The sequence below is a fragment of the Acinetobacter sp. BWR-L5 genome (assembly GCF_039655985.1).
Taxonomy (GTDB): Bacteria; Pseudomonadota; Gammaproteobacteria; order Pseudomonadales; family Moraxellaceae; genus Acinetobacter; species Acinetobacter johnsonii.
Genome location: NZ_JAGFEV010000012.1, coordinates 61762 through 77973, shown reverse-complemented (window position 1 = coordinate 77973; position 16212 = coordinate 61762). Strand labels below are relative to the sequence as shown.

The 16212-nt window shown below is 41.1% G+C and carries 16 protein-coding genes; 7 read left to right on the top strand and 9 right to left on the bottom strand.

Annotated features, from left to right (window positions below):
• Positions 1-155 precede the first annotated feature (155 nt).
• The gene (locus tag JZ787_RS16670) at positions 156-1586 is read left to right on the top strand and encodes a diguanylate cyclase (RefSeq protein WP_346312902.1); all 1431 of its coding nucleotides are present in this window, start codon (positions 156-158) and stop codon (positions 1584-1586) included.
• Positions 1587-1640: 54 nt separating this feature from the next.
• Entirely contained in the window at positions 1641-3131 is a 1491-nt protein-coding gene (locus tag JZ787_RS16665; protein ID WP_346312901.1) for an amidase family protein, read from the top strand.
• Positions 3132-3186: 55 nt separating this feature from the next.
• Here the strand turns inward: JZ787_RS16665 and JZ787_RS16660 are convergent, their stop codons facing one another.
• The 4 genes from JZ787_RS16660 to JZ787_RS16645 form a co-directional block, all read right to left on the bottom strand.
• On the bottom strand, positions 3187-4341 hold the full coding sequence (locus tag JZ787_RS16660; protein WP_346312900.1) for an MFS transporter: 1155 nt from the start codon (positions 4339-4341) through the stop codon (positions 3187-3189).
• 141 nt (positions 4342-4482) lie between these two features.
• Positions 4483-5244, bottom strand: a complete 762-nt coding sequence (locus JZ787_RS16655) for a 3-oxoacyl-ACP reductase (RefSeq protein ID WP_346312899.1) — start codon at positions 5242-5244, stop codon at positions 4483-4485.
• A gap of 173 nt (positions 5245-5417) precedes the next feature.
• On the bottom strand, positions 5418-7358 hold the full coding sequence (locus JZ787_RS16650; protein ID WP_346312898.1) for an alpha/beta hydrolase: 1941 nt from the start codon (positions 7356-7358) through the stop codon (positions 5418-5420).
• Between the two features lie 133 nt (positions 7359-7491).
• A complete protein-coding gene (locus tag JZ787_RS16645; RefSeq protein ID WP_346312909.1) occupies positions 7492-8571 on the bottom strand; it encodes a putative zinc-binding metallopeptidase in 1080 nt (359 codons plus the stop codon).
• Positions 8572-8900: 329 nt separating this feature from the next.
• Here JZ787_RS16645 and JZ787_RS16640 point away from each other — a divergent pair, with 329 nt between their 5' ends.
• The 4 genes from JZ787_RS16640 (at position 8901) to JZ787_RS16625 (ending at position 11393) form a co-directional block, all read left to right on the top strand.
• Entirely contained in the window at positions 8901-9392 is a 492-nt protein-coding gene (locus tag JZ787_RS16640; RefSeq protein WP_346312897.1) for a hypothetical protein, read from the top strand.
• Between the two features lie 320 nt (positions 9393-9712).
• Positions 9713-9835, top strand: a complete 123-nt coding sequence (locus tag JZ787_RS16635; protein ID WP_256350806.1) for a hypothetical protein — start codon at positions 9713-9715, stop codon at positions 9833-9835.
• Between the two features lie 4 nt (positions 9836-9839).
• Positions 9840-10295 (top strand): transcriptional regulator, encoded by a 456-nt coding sequence (locus tag JZ787_RS16630; RefSeq protein WP_010326746.1) that lies wholly within the window; start codon positions 9840-9842, stop codon positions 10293-10295.
• 75 nt (positions 10296-10370) lie between these two features.
• The gene (locus JZ787_RS16625; RefSeq protein WP_114837064.1) at positions 10371-11393 is read left to right on the top strand and encodes an ABC transporter substrate-binding protein; all 1023 of its coding nucleotides are present in this window, start codon (positions 10371-10373) and stop codon (positions 11391-11393) included.
• 111 nt (positions 11394-11504) lie between these two features.
• Here JZ787_RS16625 and JZ787_RS16620 read toward each other — a convergent pair whose 3' ends face one another.
• From JZ787_RS16620 to JZ787_RS16600, 5 genes are all read right to left on the bottom strand, one after another.
• Complete coding sequence (locus JZ787_RS16620; RefSeq protein ID WP_346312896.1) at positions 11505-11834, bottom strand: multidrug efflux SMR transporter; 330 nt, start codon at positions 11832-11834, stop codon at positions 11505-11507.
• Between the two features lie 17 nt (positions 11835-11851).
• On the bottom strand, positions 11852-12736 hold the full coding sequence (locus JZ787_RS16615) for a hypothetical protein (RefSeq protein ID WP_346312895.1): 885 nt from the start codon (positions 12734-12736) through the stop codon (positions 11852-11854).
• Positions 12733-13743 (bottom strand): 2OG-Fe(II) oxygenase family protein, encoded by a 1011-nt coding sequence (locus JZ787_RS16610; RefSeq protein WP_218289422.1) that lies wholly within the window; start codon positions 13741-13743, stop codon positions 12733-12735. The genes JZ787_RS16615 and JZ787_RS16610 overlap by 4 nt, the downstream gene beginning before the upstream one ends.
• A 72-nt stretch (positions 13744-13815) precedes the next feature.
• Positions 13816-14712, bottom strand: coding sequence for an ABC transporter ATP-binding protein (locus JZ787_RS16605; protein WP_346312894.1), 897 nt, complete (start codon positions 14710-14712; stop codon positions 13816-13818).
• On the bottom strand, positions 14712-15656 hold the full coding sequence (locus tag JZ787_RS16600) for an ABC transporter permease (protein WP_238952971.1): 945 nt from the start codon (positions 15654-15656) through the stop codon (positions 14712-14714). The genes JZ787_RS16605 and JZ787_RS16600 overlap by 1 nt, the downstream gene beginning before the upstream one ends.
• Before the next feature lie 185 nt (positions 15657-15841).
• Here JZ787_RS16600 and JZ787_RS16595 point away from each other — a divergent pair, with 185 nt between their 5' ends.
• The gene (locus JZ787_RS16595) at positions 15842-16210 is read left to right on the top strand and encodes a hypothetical protein (protein ID WP_004979554.1); all 369 of its coding nucleotides are present in this window, start codon (positions 15842-15844) and stop codon (positions 16208-16210) included.
• Positions 16211-16212: the final 2 nt, after the last annotated feature.

The following is a 16212-nucleotide window of genomic DNA, read 5'->3' as shown; positions in this document are numbered from 1 at the left end:
AAAAATCATATTGAAACCATAACGAACAATCGATAGAGTTTATTTAGTAAATATTGTCAATCTGTGATGGTTTTCATCAATGCATCGTTTGCAAGCAAATGGACAGTAGAAAACATGATGTTTAATCATAACTCATGTAAAAATGAGGGAATATTTTGTACGCAGTTAAGCTCACAGAAGTATCGTTGAATTTTAAACAGCATGGCCGAGCATGTTTGATTGTTGCTGCGGTGATTTTTGTCTGCTGCTTGCTTGGGATATTCACTCGACCGATTGCATATTTCGCTTATTTTTGGCCAGCTAATGCAGTACTGATCGGCTTATTTTTAAGGTTTAAGCCACTCAGAAATGTTGGTGGCTGGTTGGGCGCATTTATTGGTTATATGTCGGCAGACTTAGTCACAGGGAATCATTTTGAACTGACTTTAGCTTTAACGATCGCCAATTTTATGACGGTAGGCGTTTCGTTATTTTTTATCCATTATTTACAAATTGACTATCGTGCATATAACAAAGGCTTAAATTTTCTTTATCTTTTCTTGGTTTGTGTTTTTCTTGGGTGCTTTTCCAGCGCGATATTTGCCGTTGCTGTCGTTCCGTATATGCCACACACCTTTATGAGCACGCAAGACCTTTGGGCTGAGTTTTATATTTGGTGGACGGGGGAAGTTCTCAATTGTATTTCACTTTTACCCCTCATGTTGACCTTTCCTGCAGCGAAGAAATTAAAGTATCTTTGGACTAACCGTAGACAGTGCGAAACCCAGTTTGTCGATGTTTTACCCTTACTGTCAGTTTTAATTTCTGTGGCGTGTACTCATCTTTTCTTTGGTCCAGGCGCCTTACTTTTTCCTTTAGCAGGGCTGATTTGGGCGGCTTTAAGTTACAACTTATTTTATGTGAGTATCATTAACAGTTTGGTTTGTTTTGTGACGTATCATAGTTTAACGACCTATTATATTTCACGTACAGCAGATAACTTCTTGGCCACTTCTATTTCGGTGCGTATAGGGCTGTGCATGTTGATGATTGCACCTTTGCTTTTATGTATTGTGAGTCGTAATCGTCATGATCTGTATAAAGAAGTGCTCTATCTGGCCAACCACGACCCCTTAACTCATGTGGGAAATCGCCGTTTTTTCTTCACTCAAACTGAAAACTTATTGAAGGAAAATCTGGTTAAATCGATGAGTATCATTGTGCTAGATATTGATCACTTTAAGAAAATGAATGATCAATATGGTCACTATATTGGTGATGTATTGCTACAAAGCTTTGCCACGACGGTAAAAAGTAATTTACGTGAGCAGGATTTATTTGCACGTATGGGCGGTGAAGAATTTGTGGTGGTGCTAAATAATACCACTGAAATTGAATCACAAATCATTGCAGAACGTATCTGCCGTGCTGTCGCTACTTCAAAAACCCAAGTGGCGCATGCTGTTTTGAGTATGACGGTGAGTCTTGGTGTGGTGCATCAAGTTTTACCAACGCAAAATAGTCTACAGAGCTTGTTAAATCGTGCTGATCGGGCGCTATATCAAGCCAAAACTTTAGGACGTAATCAAGTACAACTTGCCTCATAGGTTAAAATTTAGTAAAAGTATAAAACAATAAAAACTATAGATACTTGGATAAAAATGAATTTTTCTGAATACCTTCGTTATGATGGGCTGGGTTTAGCTGAGTTGGTTGCACAAAAACAAATCCATCCCGCTGAATTATTACAAATTGCAATTGAGCGTAGCCAGCAAACCAATCCTGCTTTAAATGCGATTATTATTCCGATGCATGATTATGCCAAGAACAGAGCACAAAATGCATTGTCTGGCCCATTTGCAGGGGTGCCTTTTTTAGTAAAGGATTTATTTCAAGAATATGCTGGTTATCCAACCTCTTATGGATGCCAAGCATTTAAACGTACGGGTCATATTGCAGAACATAATGCAGAAATTGTAAACCGTTGGGAAAACACAGGCATTTTAACCTTTGGGCGTACCAATACTCCTGAGTTTGGAATCAAAGGCATTACGGAATCAGATGCTTGGGGAGTTTGTCATAATCCTTGGAATTTAAAACATAACAGTGGTGGTTCATCGGGTGGTTCCGCTTCTGCGGTGGCCGCAGGAATTGTCCCGATTGCGGGTGCGGGTGACGGCGGCGGGTCGATTCGAATTCCAGCATCGTATTGCGGTTTATTTGGTTTAAAGCCAAGTCGTGGACGTACGCCGTGGGGCCCAGATATGAGTGAGGCAATGCACGGCGCTGCGATACAGCATGTATTGAGTAAAAGTGTAAGAGATAGTGCAGCGATGTTAGATGCAACGCAGGGTGCAGAGCATAGCTCGTTGTTTAAAATTGAACAGCCCAACCAAAGCTATTTGGCCTGTCTACAGCAGCCTGTAAAAAAACTTAAAATTGCATTTAGTACTCAGTCGCCTATCGGAACCCCAGTGTCTAAAGATGCAATTGATGCTGTGCAGCATACCGCACGTTTGTTGGAGTCTTTAGGGCATACAGTGGTCGAAGCACAACCTGAGATAGATGGTATGTCTTTGGCCAGAGACTTTATCACGACGTGGTTTAGTCAATTTTCTTATATGTTAGAGCAGATCAAGCAACAGGTTCCGACCACAGCAGGAGATTTTGAGCTGGATTCTTTAGCTTTGGCTGCCTTTGGTGCCAAAACGACTGCGTTAGAATATATTCATAATCTGAATAATTGGGGAGTATATGTCACCAAAATGAACCAATTTTTTGATCATTATGATCTTTATCTGACTCCTGCTACAGCTTCAGTCGCACCCAAAAATGGGCAAATTTCTACCCCATCATGGCAAAAACCAATTTTAAAAAGCTTACTAAAAGTCGGCAAAGCACATTTGCTGGCACAAGGAAAACTGGTCGATAAAATTGTGAAAGATAATTTGCGTTGGGTGCCTTTTACTCAGTTAGCTAACATCACTGGCTTACCTGCGATGTCTGTACCTTTGTATTGGAATGCTGACAATCTTCCGCTTGGTTCGCAGTTCATTGCGCCTTTTGCCCGTGAGGATCTGCTATTACAGCTGGCTAGTCAACTTGAACAGGCCCAGCCATGGTTTCATAAATATAGTGAAATCAAAGTTTAGAAAGCTGATTAATGAAACTGCTGCAATTTATGCGCGCAGATCAGAAGAGAACTTTTTAAGCTTGAACTTCTTTGGGTAAGTACCGAACCAAACCCAAGCCCAGTAGCACAGCACAGCCTGCCAAAATAAAAATAAGTTCGCCTGACAGGCTGTGCCAATAATGTCCTGCAAGAATACTTCCAGACGCTACACCCAGTCCCCACATGGTGCTATACAGGGCTTGACCGCGTCCTTGTTGTCCTAAACTAAAGTTTTGGAAAATGATACGCATGGCGATGAGATGAAATAGGCCAAAGCTAAAAGCATGAATGGTTTGTGCGAAGAACTGGATCGCGAAAATTTGTGGAAAAGAACCAACCATAAACCAGCGTAGCGCCGTGAGGATCAGACAAATAGACACCATGAGTCGCCATGAAAAGCGTTTGAAAAAAATGTGAGCAATGGCAAACATAATAATTTCGGCCATGACACCGACAGCCCACAAAAAACCAATTTCTGTGGTTGAGTAACCAGCTTGTTTTAAGAAGTTGCTATAAAAACTATAAAAGGGCGCATGCGAAAAAAGCAGAATAAACTCGATACCGAAAAATGCCGCTACAACGGGTTTTTTTAAAATCGGTAACAATGGCTCGAGCTGCCCTTGTGAATGAGGTGCAGTGGTTGGTTCTTTGATGCTATATGACCAAATAAAGGCCAAAAAAGAAATGCACAGCAATAAAACTGGCAGCATAGAGATGGGCAAAATTTCTAATAAGGCTCCGATACCAAAAACTCCGACAATAAAACCGACCGAGCCCCATTTTCGAACTTTTCCATACAAAGCACTGCGTTGTTCCGCGAGCCAAAATAGAGTTACGCCTTCAAACTGAGCCAGAATGGCGTTTTGGAAGAAGCTAAAGATCAGCATGAGCAGGGCGATCGCCTGAAAGGAGTTTGGGATGATAAAAATCATGAACCAAATACAGGTTTCCATCCACGTTGCGACTCTGACCAAGAGCATCCGTTTCCCTGATTTATCTGCAATCCAGCCCCAAATAAAAGGAGCAAAAAAACGGGTAATGATCGCAATTGAGGAAAGGATACCGATTTCACTGTAGTTAAAGCCTTGGTCTTCAAGATACAGGCTCCAAAACGGCATGAAGGTGCCTACAATGGAATAATAAAAGCAGTAAAAGCCAGCCAGTCGGTGCCGAATGGGGAAAGAAAGCATCGTACTGTATTCCTTGCTAGGGTACGCAAATTCTGAAGAAGACTTGAAACTAAAATAAAGCTTCAAGTCGATGAAGCTTCGAGAATTTTTAAAATGGATTATTTAAATCATGCTTATTCAGAGTTCAGGGATTAAAGCTCATTAGCCTTTGACTAAACCACCATCTACAATCAAGTTTTGACCTGTCACAGCACAAGAATAGGGCGATAAGAACATTAAAATGGCTGAGGCAAATTCCTCAGGCGTAACTACACGACGTAGTGGTGTTGCACTTGCGATGTAATCAAAAACTTCATTGGGCGTGCTTTTACTGGCATCGGTGGTTTGTAGTAAACCGCCAGAGAGCATATTGATATTAATACCGTATTGACCAAGTTCATGTGCGGAGGTACGGGTAAATGCCAACAGTGCAGCCTTCCCTGTGGTGTAGTCATGATAAGGTACCACAGGGTTCTGCACCAGGTTGGTTCCGATGTTTACAATGCGCCCAAACTGGTTTTGTTTCATACCTTCAAGCGCTGCTTGGGTAGTATTCAAAGCGGCTTTAACTGCACCTTCAAATTGTTGTTGCATGGTTTCCCAGCGTAGCTCATGAACTCTTGGGCGGGCCTCGCCATTAAACTCGAATTGAATGAGCGCATTATTAATCACGGCATTGATATGCTGTCCAAAATGCTGAAAGCTTGCGTCAAACATACTTTTGACTTGAGCATTGTCTGTAACATCAGCTTGGTAGATAAAAACCTGTTCGGGATACTGCTGAGCTAAGGTTTGCGCTGCTACTTGGCTGTTCAAATAGTTCACGACTACACGAGCACCTTCATTGATTAAGGCGTGTGTAATCGCAAGACCTAAACCGCGTGCGCCACCTGTGACCAGTACAACTTGATTTTTAATATGCATGATATTTCCGAACAGATAAATGTATGTATTTTTTAGATAAAGCAAGTATATCAAAACCTTTCCATGCGCTAGGTCCTAAAACTACTGCTTTTCAAGTTTTCAATGCTCATTTAGCTGGGTTAGAATATTTAGATAAAAGCCGCCTAGCAGTAGAACAGTTTTAGCATTGCTGATTACTGGGCCTGAGTTTGCTCAAGGTGTAGCCTCAAAAGACGACGTAATTCTAATAATGTTTCTGCTTCCTCATGCACAGAATGATTGCCTTTAATAATTTTTTCAGAGACTGCTTGTTCTAAATGTGAACTTGAATAGGGGACAATACCATCGCTCATGTCATGTATGTCATTGGTCTGACGGTGATTGCCAATAATAGAATGATAAGGAACTGTGGACACAGGCATGATGTTACTGGTCAAAGCCATAAAGCGTGACTTTGGACTTAAGTCATCAGGGCCAGATTGCACCATGCCTTTGGTACTAGAGCTACCATTGAGTTGTATATCCACTTGGTTAAAGAAAGTGATCGGCAACTTGACCATTTTCTTCACCAACTCCATGTACCAGCGGTCAGACAGTTCACTGCCACGGTGAGGCGCGGCAATAAAAATTGCACGTCCAATGGGTAAATCGGGATGAAATTGAAAACGTTCTTTGATTACGGGGTATTGTTGTAATCGGGTGTATTGCTCATAGTTTAACAGTGGAATCACTTGCTCAGAAATATCGTGCTCACTAATCAGTAAGCGACTAATGACGCCGCCCATACTATGTCCAATCAGCACGGCGTCACTGGCCGAGCGAGAGTTGGGTTGAACTTGTGCAAAGGCTTGTTTAAGTAGTGCATGAATTTGATAGCGGCTTTCAACAATCGGCATATTGGTTGAATAGAATACCTGCCATACCTGAAAGTTCTCCCGTAAAACTTTATCCCCCAAAATGTTATTGGTCAGATTGACCCAAGTTTCAGGGCTGCTGGCGAGACCATGAATAAGTACAATCACTTTTTTATTCGGCTGGTAAGGTTCAAGCATATAGACATGTGGCATACGCAATCGCTCAGTCTTATCGAGCAAGGTTAAGTAGCCTGTAGAGCCCAGTTTATTTTCTGCCAGCCAATAAGCAAAAGGCACAGAATAATTTGCCGTGAGAATGTATTTTTGTTGATGAATGTCTACATACTTTTGCGTATAAGGATTAAATAGCTCAATCTCAAAAATGGCTTTGCCATTAAGCACATCTTCAATGCTGCTTTCAGGCTTTAATGGCTGTGCCGCTGCGGTTACGGACAAATAGCGTGCAGGATGGATATTGGGATTGGTTTGGTATTGATAAAATGATATCGGGTCAAGAATAAAATCATTTTTATGAACAGGATCCGCTTCAGTCACAACCACAAACTCTGCGCCCAAACCATCTTGACGGTTGACTTGATAAAAACCTGAAAAATTTAAGTTATAGCTGGATTGAACTCGGTCAATGGTTTTACTTTTCAGTTCAGGATAGTGTTCTAAATTTACAATATATTGACGCTGTTGGACGTTGAGTTGCGCGGGAACTTGATGAAAAGGCTGCGTACGGTACGCCGTGGTAATTAAACGCGACAAAGCGACATTGTAAAAAGTGCGGACATGCATTTGTCTTTGATCAAAAACACGGGTACTTGGGCTTTCTTGCATTTTAAATAAATACACATAGCTATAGCGTAAACTTTGGTCGAAGGCATCAAGGCTCTGTTCTAAGCAGTGATTATTTTCACTATGAGGCTGTGCGCGGGTACAGTTGTGTTGTTTTGAGAGCTCTAAAGCTTGAGCCAAATACAGTTCACTTAAAGCGGCATAGCGCTCATCTGCTGCAATATCTGTTTGTGTGTTTAAGCGTTGCAAACATGTTTCAAATTCAGCGGTGCATTGCTGTGGCGTCAGGCTGAGTAGTTTGAGTAAGCTGGTGGTTTCCGCACTCAATTGGTCGTGGGTTAAGATATTTTCAGACTTGCTACGAATAGCTTGATGGATGTTATTTTCTTTGACTTTGACCAACTGGCAGGCCGGCAATAAAACAATCGTTAGCCCTAAAATGATTGGTCGCGTGAAAGCATGATGTCTCGTTAAAAGCATAGTTTTTAGCACGGACGTTATCTATATAGGCTAAAGATGTCTTTCATTTTAAGATAATTTCTAACGAGTTACATCCAGATTTGGTCCGATCTTTTGTGTCCCTAGACATAACTTAAGAACGCTTATATTCAGCTCAAGCAATTTGGCGAGCAAAGGCTTTACCCAAAACATGTTTATGTATAAATCGTAATTTATCGAGGACTGGTCCTGATAGTGTAAAGGGATAAGCATCTTCTAAGCCCATACTGCGATTTAATGCATTTAAATTAAAAGTTAGTGTCATCCATTGTTTGAGGAGTAAGTCAAAATCTTGAGCGCCGATTGGATTTTCGTAAAAGCTTAAGTCATGCGTATCTTTTCGATTATTACGCACAATTAATCCTGCATAGTAAGCGGTTTCCAATGTGTCCATCATGTGTAAATAGTGTGCCCATGTTTCTGCCCAGTCTTCCCAAGGATGTGTACTGGCGTAAGAGCTGACATAAAATTGGTCCCAGTTTTGTGGTGCGCCATCTTCATAGTGACGTTGTAGTGCTGCGCTATAATCTTGACGTTCATCTCCAAAATACTGACGGAACTCGTCAACCAGCTCAGGATGTAGCGATTTAATGAGGTCAAAATAATAATGCCCACTTTCATGACGGAAATGCCCCAAAAGCGTACGGTAGTTTTCACCCATTTTAATACGGGTCGTTTCCCTATAGATAACATCTGCTTCACTGGCATTGAGTGTGATGACGCCGTTAGCATGTCCTGTCAGCACAGGGTACTCTGGTTCAGGCATGAGAAAATTAAAACGGAGTCCGTAGCGATCATCATCGTTATATTTGGGCCTTGGCATAATATTTAGACGTTGCATTAAATACAGAAAACGCCGTTTAGCATGTTCGAGCCGTGACCAATAGACGATGTGATCAGGGTTGTCGAGAGTAGGAATGGTATATGTGAGTACACAAGACTCACAGTAGATGTAGTTGCTCTCTGCGGGAATAACCCAATTACAGACTTGATGATGCTGATAGTTATAACAAGGCTTATAACGCTTCGTCTGGTATTTTTCATTTAGTGCTAACCAAAGAACAGGGCTGTGCTGTTCAAAGCTTCCCATATCTTTTTCTGATGCAATATAACCGAGTGTAGTTTGACAGCTCACACATTGTGAGTTGGCAAAAAAGACTTGGTTTTGACAGGATGCGCAACTAAAGAATTTCATCGGCGGCTGTGTCTTTGGTGAGCTTTTAGAACCAGTATAAAGGATGTCGGTTCCCTTCGTCATGTTCTGTCATCTGTTTTGATAGGCTTGCAAAGTTGAGTATTCATTGAGAGCATATTAGAAAGAATACATGTGCTTGGTTAGTAGCGAGCTTTTCAGCAGGTTCTTTTCTTTCATATTTGTATAAAGAGATACAAATTTCAAAATTTATAACCTGAATGAACGAAAAAGCTTGATTTAGGTGCAGATTCGTCAAAAATAGGGACTGGGAAAAATCAAAGCTTCATTTTAGAATTTCAAAGCCTTTTAAGTTTCTGGGAGTAAATATAATGATAACGAACGTATCGCCAAAAAAATGGCTACTCATGAGTTTGGGGGCGATCTTGCTTTCAGGTTGTGCGACCACCTCTACAGACCCAAGTCGTCAAAATGTGGGGACCACAGGTTTACTCATCTGTGCGCAGAATGAGCTTTGTCCAGTGGTCACTGTGAGCTGGAATGAATCGAACAAAGAACTGCTTAAGTTAAAAATTCATTTGAGCAGTACTTACAATAAATATGAGATTCATAAAGTTGAGTTTACAAATGAGAAAGACTTTCAAACTTTTGCTGTCACAGGGCCAACTGAGCATGATCATGTGTTAGGTGCCAACCGTTCGACCAATTATATTTTAGCGCCTGTAAATTTGATGAGTAAGTTAAAGGGAACGGATTCGATCAAGATGGATATTTATACGGATAGAGGTATTATCTCTCGATATGTGTATAAAGATGGCGTCTCAGCTCCAATTTTGGGTGAGTTCCAGAAAGTCTACCAATAAAAGAAAAAATCGCCATCTGGCGATTTTTTTTGCGTATAAGTCAGAGAAAACTAAAAATTGTGAAGATATAAGATCTCATGTCCATAAGGTGTTTTGCCTATAGGGATGTAAACGTTCGGCCTTTGGCGGATGAAAAGTCAAGCCGTATAGCCCAAAATGCACTTTGATGTATCAATTTTAAAAATAGAAATTTATTTTGCACAAAAAATAAACTTTTTAATGTGCTATTGCTGTCAATCTAATTAAAAAAATTGGCATGTATTCTGCTTGGTTCTAGGTATTACAAAAACCTTTTTTGGTAATACCGAAAGGAGTAGCAAATGTCTAAACAATTCAAAGATGACTTAAATGCATTCTTCACTGTATTTAAACAGTTCGTGGTCGCCATCTTAAGCGCTAGAGCGGGCATTTATATCAAACAAGATCCATCCGAAAAAGGGTAAGCGCGTGCCGAAACATAAATTGGCACGGATTAGCATCACTGTGCCTGAATTAACTGTCGATGCACTGGATCAGAAAATTGTTGATCAGCACTATGAAAGCCGTTCTCAAGCAATTGTCGACATGATCAATAAACATTTAATTGCGGATCAGGAGCAACGTAACGCCGTGATGGTGGGGACATTTACCTTGCTCTATGACGCCAGTGTCACGCCACTTAGAGTCCAATTGCTGGACTTGCAGCAACAATTTTTAGAGCAAGTGGTCAGTTCACTGCATATTCAGTTAGATGAGCAAAAAATTCTAGAAGTGATGATTTTGCAGGGCTTAACTACAGAGTTAAAAGCGTTGAGCCAGCAATTCATTGCTTTGAAAGGTGTGATCAAAGGGCATTTGGAGCTGATGGATGCAGTGATGCCGCCGATTCCACAAAATGAAAAACAGAGCGCGTTGAAATCGTGAACATCTTCACCGCCCTCAACGACTCACTCTATACATAGCAAGTTTAAACATTTACAGCATCGGGAAAATTGCATCATGATTAAAAAAGCGTTCTTATCAGTCTCTATTGTTTCGACTATTTTATTGGCAGGTTGTGATAACACCGCCAAAATTCCTGAAACAAAAAACAGTGCATCTGAGAGCACAGCCACCAAAAACATCACGATTGGCTACAGTGATTGGCCGGGTTTTGTTGCATGGCAAGTGGCAATTGAAAAAGGTTGGCTCAAAGAAGCAGGGTTGAATGTTGAGTTTAAATGGTTTGATTATTCATCATCACTTTCTGCTTTTGCAGCCAATCAGCTAGATGCAGTACTGGTGACCAATGGAGATAATCTAGTCACAGCCTCTGGGGGTACTCAAGGTGTCATGATTATGGCGACAGACTATTCCGCAGGTAATGACGTGATTATCGCAAAAGATGGAATTAACAGCATTGCCGATTTAAAAGGCAAAAGTATTGCTACTGAAAAAGGCTTGGTTGACCATCTATTGCTAAGTACAGCACTGACAGATGCAAAAATTAAGACCAGTGACATTAAATTGGTCAATTCTATGACCAATGAGCTTCCACAAGTTTTTGCCAGTCCAGATATTGCTGCAATTGCGGTCTGGCAACCTGTAGCCAATCAAGCGTTGAAGTCTGTTGCAGGGTCTAAAATTATTTATAGTTCTAAAGATAAGCCCGGTTTAATTTATGACACGCTGACTGTAAATATGAGCCATCTTTCTGCCAATAAAGAAGATTGGAAAAAGATGATCCAAGTGTGGGATAAAACGGTCAAATATATTAATGACCCTGCAACACATGAAGACGCCGTGAAAATTATGTCTAACCGTGTTGGCGTTGATCCGAAACAATATGAACAATTTATTGGCGGGACGCATTTACTCGATTTGGCAGCCAATAAAACTGTCTTTAAGAAAGGTTCAGGTTTTGACTCGATTTATGGCTCAAGCTACCACGTAAACAAATTCAACGTTGAAAATGGCATTTATAAAACAGAAATGGATGTTGATGGTGCAATTTACCCAGCTTTGGTTGAAGAGTTAAAGTAAGACTTCGTAGAAACTAAAAGCCCAAGTTAACTTGGGCTTTTTTGTATGAGTGTGTTTAAAAAGCAAAGAAAGATCTAATGTTAAATAAAGAGTAGATTTTAAGGCATGTATTTATAAATGCGTACTTTTAGAAAACACATGAATAATCACGATGCCGATAATCATAAAACCTAAACCAACAACTGCGGCAAAGTCGAGCTGCTGTTTAAAATAAATCCAACCGACTGTAGAGATCAGGATAATGCCTGCACCTGACCACAGTGCGTAAGCTAGCCCCATAGGGATGGATTTAAACGTTAGACCTAAGAAAAAGAGCGCAATTGCATAACCAATAATAGTTAAAACAATAGGTAAAGGTGCAGTGAAACCATTGGTCGCTTTTAATGCAGAAGTCGCGAGGACTTCTGCAATCACGGCGATCAATAAATAGAGAAAAGCCATAGCTTATTAAAGCTCCCTTACGCAACCACAGTTGCATGATGCATGAGGTGATGTTGTTCTTGTTTCAGCCAATCCTGACTGTCCGCCGTGGTAGATGTTACATTTTGAAAAGCGTATTCAGGTTCATACACATCCACGACAAACACCAACTGATATGCTTCGCCATCGATCAATTTACGCTGTATGAGGGTTCCAGCATCAACGACTTCAAAACCATCTAGGATGAGTTGCTGTTGAGTCATTTGGGTGCAGCTTGAATATTGAATGAGTTGATCCTGAGTTGAAACTGATACTTCATAGCTTTCAATTTGATTTAAGTCAGAAGGACTTTGCTCCACATAAGAAAGAACCCCTAACGCGTCTATATTCTGTTGAATCTGGGGTAAACGTGACTGTGCATATGCCATATGCTCACCGCAGATGATGAGACCGACATCGAGTGAAATTTCTTGCTGCGTGGCAACATGTACGGCTTTGACTAAACGTAGTCCTAAAAATAAACCCGTACTGGCTTGTTGACGCCAGTCTTCAACATAGGCATTACTGGGTGAAAACTCCAAAATACAATTGCCAATGGTATGCAGGGTTGCAGGCTCAGGCCACTGGGTATGGTTCTGATAATTACTACTTAGCTCCCATGACAGTGATGCATTTTGTGCATCCCAATGCGTATAACCGACCCATGCTTGACGCTCTGTGACGGGTGTATCTGTTGCTGATTTGAGACGTAGGTCAATGGTGAAGCTCTTGGATTGAAACCAATATACAATCGTATTTTCATCTGTCAGACCATTGTAAAAGCTAATACTCTTACGCCGAAATGCGCCCATTAAATAGGGTGGTACATTGCCAGAAGCTGCTGTGATAGGTTTTAGTTGACTTAAAGTTTCGAATAAATTCATGGGGTGTACTCCATGTTTGACTCAGTCAGACCAAAAGAATAAAGCGGAACGGCATTCTTTAAGACCAACTCACCACTGGCTACACGTTGTTTTAAATAATGAAAGGTTTGAGCCGTTTGATTAAACAAATGTTCTCCACCTGCCAGTGGCGCATATTTAGGTGGCTCATTTGTATTAATCGGTTGGATGACATAGTCATAGTCACAAGAAAAAAATAAAGGGAAGGAATAGCGTTCTTGTTGGACTTTTTTGACCCGATGCTTAGTCGCTAAATATTTGCCATTGGATAATATCTCCATCATGTCACCAATGTTCATCACCAAGGTATTTTCAAGCAGAGGAATATCAATCCACTCACCTTGCTTAGTGAGGACTTGTAAACCGGGTGCTGTCGGCAATAATAAAGTAAAGCACTCATAGTCGGTATGCGCCCCGATGCCTTCTGCATCTGTCGCTTGAGGGTTATATGGATAGTGAATGAGGCGTAACTGGCTGGGTGCATGTTGAATATGCACATCAAAAAAGTCTTCTTTCTGCTCTAAAGCCAGTGCAAAACAGCGAAATAGTTGATGACCAATGGCTTTTAAGTGCTGATAGTACTGTGAGACATCGAGTTTAAATGCGGGATCATCTGGCCATTGCGTCGGGCCAAGTAAGGGATAATTTAATGCAGACCCTTGATAGTCATAATTCACATCATAAGATTCTTTTAAATCGTAGCTGTTACTCGAAAACTGTTCTTCACCTATCGGTACATAGCCACTATGATTCACCGATTTTCCAATATAATTTTGCATTTTTAATGCTTCATCTTGGGCAAAATAGTGCTTCGCAATGTCACATAACTGTGCAAATAATGCAGGTTGAAATTGATCACCTCTGAGGTAGAGAAAACCAACTTCTTTACAAGCCTGATCAAGCGCTTGAGCAACTTGCATACGGTCATCTAGATTTGTGCTATTTAAAAGGCTGATATCCACCAGTGGAAGGACATATTTATCTTGCATGGTAAAATCCTCGCGTTGGCCGTCCAACAGTGCATTAAACCTAAGGGTCGTCCCTCAGGCGAGATCAATGAGTTACTTGTGCGTACTGACTTGGGTCATACGTGGAATTTTGGGTAAATCCTCCAGTGCTGGGTCAATTTCTTCTTCTTGTGCATGTACTAAGAAATCGACTCGCTCTCGAAGTTGCTTAAAGGCAGGGCTGGACATCAGTTCAGTATTTCGTGGACGAGGTAAATCCACTTCAATAATTTCTTTAATTTCCCCAGGATTGGCTTTAAGCGCTACGATACGATCAGCCAGTAAAATAGCCTCATCCATATCATGGGTTACAAAAATGATAGTGATATCAATGTTTTGCCATAAGTCAATCAGGTGTTTTTGCATTTTCTGACGGGTATGCGGGTCAAGCGCACCGAAAGGTTCATCCATCAGTAAAATTTTCGGTTCGTTGACTAAAGCTCGGGCAATCGCAACACGTTGCTTCATCCCGCCAGACAGTTGATGTGGATATTGGTTTTCATACTTCTCTAAGCCAATAATATTGATCCATTCTCGTGCAGCCGCTTCGGCTGAGGCATGACTTGCACCTTTCATGAGTGGACCAAACATCACATTTTCTTTAACCGATTTCCAAGGAAATAAGGTATAGCCTTGAAACACCATGCCTCGCTCTGGGCTAGGGCCTGAAATGGGCTGTCCATCTACCAATAGTTCGCCACTGCTATATGGGTCTAGACCCGCAACAACACGACTAAAGGTCGATTTTCCACAACCAGACGGGCCAATCACACAAATAAACTCTCGCTTATGAATTTTCAAATTGAGCTGATTTAAAATCGTGCGTGAGTTTTTACCATGCTGAAAAACTTGACTAAGTTGTTTGGCCTCTAAAATGACAGGACGTTGATAAATGTGATCAAAATACTGACGAGCATTGAATTCTGGCGTTCTTATATCTGTGGTTTTCATTATTTTGCTCCCGCTTTCCATTTAAACAGATGTTGTCCGAGCTTCATTAAAATCACATCACAGACCAAGCCAATCACGCCAATAATCAAAATCGCAGCATAGACATTGTCAAAGTTCTGGTAGCGTGCTTGCTGGGTAATAAACCAAGTGATCCCTGTGGTGGTGCCAATTAGTTCAGAGACAATCAAGTAGGTCCACGCCCAGCCCAGCAAGACACGTAAATCACGGTAAATATCGGGTAACGCCGCTGGAATGACCACGTGAAACAGACTTTTTGCTTTATTCGTCCCTAAGGTGTAACCCGCTTCAATCAGCCCGCGGTCCACCATACGCGTAGTATTGGCAATAATCAGAATTTGCTGAAACAGCGTCCCAATCACGATGATGGCAATTTTTGGTGCATCATTAATGCCTAATATGGCAACAGCCAGTGCACCAAAGGCAGGCGCAGGTAAGTAGCGAAAGAACTCAACAAAGGGTTCAGTGAGCTGGGAAATTTTGTTGGAAAAACCACATAAAATTCCCAACGGAATACCCACGAGTGATGCAATAAAGAAAGCACTGAATACAATTTTGATACTGTGCCAAAGACTTTGATGAAACCATGGCGCATCGGCTTGAGCTGGTGGTGTCGTAAATGCCGTCACTAAGGCTGTCGCAACTTGATGAGGTGCTGGTAAATAAATGGGATTGACCAAATTACCTTGTGGCGGTTCAGTGCCTGTATTGACGGCATTTTGCGCTTCGGCATAGAACACACTTTTGTCTACACGGCTACCGATTTGTAAAAAAGAGACACTGCCAGAGTTGGTGATTTGTACTTGAGGATGCCAAATAAATGGTAAATAACTCACAGCACACCAAATGAGGATTGGTATTAGAAATGATCCAAAGCCCAGCAATACTTTGCTTTGAGGACTGAGTTCTCGTGCGACATAACCCATAGTTGCTTAGCCCCGATATTACTTTTTTTATAAAACGTAATACTGTTAAGCAAAATAAATGCCAAATTTGTAGTGATATTGAGTGTTTACCTGTGTGCTAATTGTTTAAATAAAAACATCCTTTGACCTAAATATGTTTTAAAATGCGCTATCGATAGATTGACGCTCAAAAGGGGCAGCATCGCATGGCACAAAAGTCACAACAATCTGCATTGAATGAATTGATTGCAGAACAAAAACTACTGTGTGAAGAATTTGACTCGGCTTATGTTGAAGTAAAAGGTGATGATGTCGTTGCTGTTGCTGTACAGACTTTAAATCAAGAGCCCATTGTTGGTTTACGTAAAAAGCCAGAAACTGAAGAGAATGTCGCTTGGTTTATTTATGGTGGTGAATTGGGTGAGGGCCAAGACTTTTTTACAACCATGACTGTACGTGAATTACAAGATATCTTGCCTGATGTACTTCCATATTTGGCTTTAAGTGAAGGTTATCGTTTTATGATTGATGGCGATGACTATGAAGACGTATGGAAAGAAGGCGATGAGTCTTAATA

Coding starts and splice junctions, on each gene's coding strand:
- JZ787_RS16660 (WP_346312900.1), bottom strand. CDS start 4,341: ATGCTTTCTTTCCCCATTCGGCACCGACTGGCTGGCTTTTACTGCTTT.
- JZ787_RS16645 (WP_346312909.1), bottom strand. CDS start 8,571: ATGAAATTCTTTAGTTGCGCATCCTGTCAAAACCAAGTCTTTTTTGCC.
- JZ787_RS16600 (WP_238952971.1), bottom strand. CDS start 15,656: ATGGGTTATGTCGCACGAGAACTCAGTCCTCAAAGCAAAGTATTGCTG.
- JZ787_RS16625 (WP_114837064.1), top strand. CDS start 10,371: ATGATTAAAAAAGCGTTCTTATCAGTCTCTATTGTTTCGACTATTTTA.
- JZ787_RS16610 (WP_218289422.1), bottom strand. CDS start 13,743: ATGCAAGATAAATATGTCCTTCCACTGGTGGATATCAGCCTTTTAAAT.
- JZ787_RS16640 (WP_346312897.1), top strand. CDS start 8,901: ATGATAACGAACGTATCGCCAAAAAAATGGCTACTCATGAGTTTGGGG.
- JZ787_RS16620 (WP_346312896.1), bottom strand. CDS start 11,834: ATGGCTTTTCTCTATTTATTGATCGCCGTGATTGCAGAAGTCCTCGCG.
- JZ787_RS16615 (WP_346312895.1), bottom strand. CDS start 12,736: ATGAATTTATTCGAAACTTTAAGTCAACTAAAACCTATCACAGCAGCT.
- JZ787_RS16665 (WP_346312901.1), top strand. CDS start 1,641: ATGAATTTTTCTGAATACCTTCGTTATGATGGGCTGGGTTTAGCTGAG.
- JZ787_RS16595 (WP_004979554.1), top strand. CDS start 15,842: ATGGCACAAAAGTCACAACAATCTGCATTGAATGAATTGATTGCAGAA.
- JZ787_RS16605 (WP_346312894.1), bottom strand. CDS start 14,712: ATGAAAACCACAGATATAAGAACGCCAGAATTCAATGCTCGTCAGTAT.
- JZ787_RS16655 (WP_346312899.1), bottom strand. CDS start 5,244: ATGCATATTAAAAATCAAGTTGTACTGGTCACAGGTGGCGCACGCGGT.
- JZ787_RS16635 (WP_256350806.1), top strand. CDS start 9,713: ATGTCTAAACAATTCAAAGATGACTTAAATGCATTCTTCACTGTATTT.
- JZ787_RS16650 (WP_346312898.1), bottom strand. CDS start 7,358: ATGCTTTTAACGAGACATCATGCTTTCACGCGACCAATCATTTTAGGG.